This window comes from Phenylobacterium sp., from assembly GCF_044236515.1.
GTDB lineage: Bacteria > Pseudomonadota > Alphaproteobacteria > Caulobacterales > Caulobacteraceae > Phenylobacterium.
The window spans coordinates 1-3,464 of the sequence record NZ_JBIIGK010000227.1 but is presented as its reverse complement, the minus strand read 5'-3'; the positions used below and the strand labels follow the sequence as shown (position 1 = coordinate 3,464).

4 protein-coding genes are annotated in these 3,464 nt (G+C 71.6%); 2 read left to right on the top strand and 2 right to left on the bottom strand.

The window, feature by feature from the left end; translation table 11 throughout:
- Positions 1-113 precede the first annotated feature (113 nt).
- The gene (locus tag ACILRF_RS15430) at positions 114-530 is read left to right on the top strand and encodes a GFA family protein (RefSeq protein WP_395674452.1); all 417 of its coding nucleotides are present in this window, start codon (positions 114-116) and stop codon (positions 528-530) included.
- Between the two features lie 67 nt (positions 531-597).
- Here the strand turns inward: ACILRF_RS15430 and rpmE are convergent, their stop codons facing one another.
- A complete protein-coding gene (gene rpmE, locus ACILRF_RS15425) occupies positions 598-822 on the bottom strand; it encodes a 50S ribosomal protein L31 (RefSeq protein ID WP_395673341.1) in 225 nt (74 codons plus the stop codon).
- A 118-nt stretch (positions 823-940) separates the two neighbouring features.
- Here rpmE and ACILRF_RS15420 point away from each other — a divergent pair, with 118 nt between their 5' ends.
- Positions 941-2,788 (top strand): ABC transporter transmembrane domain-containing protein, encoded by a 1,848-nt coding sequence (locus tag ACILRF_RS15420; RefSeq protein ID WP_395674450.1) that lies wholly within the window; start codon positions 941-943, stop codon positions 2,786-2,788.
- Positions 2,789-2,899: 111 nt separating this feature from the next.
- On the opposite strand, the gene ACILRF_RS15415 is transcribed toward ACILRF_RS15420, so the two are convergent.
- Positions 2,900-3,464, bottom strand: a 565-nt coding sequence (locus tag ACILRF_RS15415; protein ID WP_395674448.1) for an inositol monophosphatase family protein, incomplete at its 5' end; no start/stop codon positions are given.

Here is a 3,464-nt window from a genome sequence, read left to right as displayed (position 1 = left end):
GCGACGACGTGCGCGTCCCAGATCTTGTCGTAGAGTGTCTTGCCCGGCATGCGCTGCATGTAGGTCCGAGGGGCGCCGCCCGTCTAGTGGCGCCGCGCCGCAGAAGAGGAAGCGTGGCCTTGCCGATACAGGATCTGGCGACCCGCTCCGGCGGCTGTCTCTGCGGCCAGGTGCGCTACGAGGCGCGCGGCGCGCCGGTCAATGTCCGCGCCTGCCATTGCCGCCTGTGCCAGAGGGCGACGGGCCAGCCGTTCTACGCCCGGGTGCTGTTCCGCGCGGAGGATCTCGACGTCACCGGCGACTATGGGCGCTATCCGTCGTCCGAGCACCTCGATCGCGGTTTTTGCCGCACCTGCGGGACCACCCTGTTCTCGATCCGCCACGCGGCCGGCCTGATGTCCGTGGCGCTCGCTTCGCTCGACGAGCCCGACGCCTTCCGCCCGGAGGAACACATCTGGCTGTGCAGCAAGCTGGCGTGGGTCTGCGTCGAAGAGGGTGTCGATGAATACCCCGAGGCGGCGCCGGCCTAGGTCCCAACGCAAAAAGGCCGCGGAGCGCTGAGCCCCGCGGCCTTTTCGAAAGCCTGTCGCCGTCCGCTTACTTGCGGGTGAAGGCGCCGAACTTGGCGTTGAAGCGCGACACGCGGCCGCCGCGGTCCAGCATCTGGTGGCCGCCGCCGGTCCACGCCGGGTGGGTCTTCGGGTCGATGTCCAGGTTCAGGGTCGCGCCTTCCTTCCCGTAGGTGGAGCGCGTCTGGTAGCTGGAGCCGTCCGTCATCACCACGGTGATGAAGTGGTAGTCCGGGTGAGTGTCTTGTTTCATCGCGCGGGCGCCTGACGTAAAGGAGCGGCCAAAGTTGGAAGGCCCCCGCGAAGGGGCCGTAAAAACGAAGCCGGGCGTATAGCCGAAAGCCCGCGCCAATTGCAAGGTGTGACCGCGTATGAGCGACCAGACGTCCGAAGCCGAGCCTGAGGGACGGCCGAGCGTCGGCGCCGAACTGGTCCAGACTCTCGCCGCCGAGGGCGGCCGCCGGGAGAAGAGCCGCAACCTGAAGCCCCTGGCCCGGCTGCTTCCCTTCGCCCGCCGGCATGTGGCGGACGCGGCCCTGGCGGCGGTGTTCCTGGTCTTCACCGCTTCGGCGACCCTCGGCCTGTCTGGCGCCCTGCGCCTGTTGGTCGACCGCCTGGCCGCCCCCGGCGCGGCGCCGACCGCCGCGTCCGTGGCGCCGGGCTTCTGGCTGCTCAGCGGCGTCGCCATCGCCTTGGCGGCCGGCAGCGCCCTTCGCTACTTCTTCGTCACCAAGCTCGGCGAGCGCATCGTCGCCGACCTGCGGCGGGCGGTGTTCGGTCATGTCCTGACCCTCGACCCGGCCTTCTTCCTTCGGACACGCACCGGCGAGGTGCTGTCGCGGCTGACCGCCGACATCCAGATCGTCGAGGGCCTGCTCGGCACGACCATCTCCTTTGCCCTGCGCAACATCCTCACCCTGGCCGGCGCCCTGGTGCTGCTGGTGGTGGTCAGCCCGCAGCTGACCGGCCTCGTCATGCTGATCATTCCGGTGGTGCTGGTCCCGCTGTTCGTCTTCGGCCGCCGCGTCCGCCGCCTCACCGCCTCCGCCCAGGACCGCTTCGCCGACGCCATCGGCCTGGCCGGCGAGAATCTCGGCGCCCTCGAGACCGTCCAGGCGTTCAACCGCGAGCAGAGCGTCGCCGCCCGCTTCGGCGAGGCGGTCGAGGAGTCCTTCCAGGTCTCCCTGACCCGCATGCGCGCCCGCGCCGTGATGACCGCCCTGGTCATCGGCCTGGTGTTCGGCGGCGTGGTGCTGATCTTCTGGCTGGCGGTCCGCGCCGGGCTGCGCGGCGACATGAGCTGGGGCGCCCTCATTCAGTTCGCCGTCCTCGCCGTCCTGGCCGGCAGCTCGGCCGGCGCGCTCGGCGAGCTCTGGGGCGAGGTCCAGAAGGCGGCCGGGGCGATGGAGCGCATCGCCGCCCTGCTCGACGCCAAGCCGCGCATCGCCGCCCCGGCCCAGCCGATGGCCATGCCCCGCCCGCGCGGCGAGGTGGCGCTGGAGGCGGTGACCTTCGCCTATCCCGACCGGCTGGAGACGCCGGCTCTGCGCGGCTTCTCCCTTGCCGTCCGTCCCGGCGAACGCGTCGCCCTGGTCGGCCCCTCGGGCTCGGGCAAGAGCACGGTCTTCCGCCTGCTGCTGCGCTTCTACGACCCCCAGGCCGGCCGGGTGGTCATCGATGGCGTCGACCTGCGCGACGCCGACCCGGCGCAGGTCCGCGCCCGCCTCGCCCTCGTCGCCCAGGACGCCGCCCTGTTCTCCGGCTCGGCCGTCGACAACGTCCGCTTCGGCCGTGAGGACGCCAGCCCCGAGGCCCTGCGCGCCGCCGTCCGCGCCGCCCAGGCCGAGAGCTTCCTCGACGCCCTGCCGGACGGCTGGGACACCCACGTCGGCGAGCGGGCCCGCAGCCTCTCCGGCGGCCAGCGCCAGCGCCTGGCCATCGCCCGCGCTCTGGTCCGCGAGGCGCCGATCCTGCTGCTCGACGAGGCGACCAGCGCCCTCGACGCCGAGAATGAGCAGCTGGTCCAGGACGCCCTCGACCAGGCCATGGCCGGCCGCACCACCCTGGTCATCGCCCACCGCCTGGCGACGGTGCTCAAGGCCGACCGGATCGTGGTGATGGACGAGGGTCGCGTCGCCGAGGAGGGGACCCACGCCGATCTCGTCGCCCGGGGCGGCCTCTACGCCCGCCTGGCGTCGCTGCAGTTCGCGGGCGCCTAAGAAAAGTCTCCCTCCCCCCATGGGGAGGGCGGACTCGGCGAAGCCGAGCCGGGTGGGGCAACGAAGTCCGAGTCCCTGCGCCAGCCATCCCTCCCCAGGAGGGAAGCCGCCTTAAGCCGCCGCCTCGAGCTTCGCCAGCAGCTGCGGCTGAATCTCGAGGTTGCCGCAACAGACCGAGCCGGCCTCCAGCATCGCCTCGCCGCCGTCGGCGTCGGTGATCTTGCCGCCGGCCTCGGTGATCATCAGCACGCCGGCCGCCACGTCCCACGGCTTCAGGTCGCGCTCCCAGTAACCGTCGTACCGCCCGGCCGCGACCCAGGCGAGGTCGAGAGCCGCCGAGCCGAAGCGGCGCACGCCCGCCACCCGCTGGCTGACCTGGTGCAGCTCCTTCAGGAACTTGGCGTGCTGGCCGTGGCCCAGGAACGGGATGCCGGTCGCCAGCACCGCCTCGTCCAGCCGCTGGCGCGCGGCCACCCGCAGGCGCCTGTCGTTGACGTAGCAGCCCTTGCCCTTCTCGGCCCAGAACAGCTCGTTGGTGATCGGATTGTAGGTGACGCCGGCGACGATCACGCCCTCGCGCTGCAGGGCGATGTTGATCGCGAAGTGCGGGATGGCGTGCAGGAAGTTGGTGGTGCCGTCGAGCGGGTCGACGATCCAGGTGTGCGTCTTGTCGGTG

Coding starts and splice junctions, on each gene's coding strand:
- rpmE (WP_395673341.1), bottom strand. CDS start 822: ATGAAACAAGACACTCACCCGGACTACCACTTCATCACCGTGGTGATG.
- ACILRF_RS15420 (WP_395674450.1), top strand. CDS start 941: ATGAGCGACCAGACGTCCGAAGCCGAGCCTGAGGGACGGCCGAGCGTC.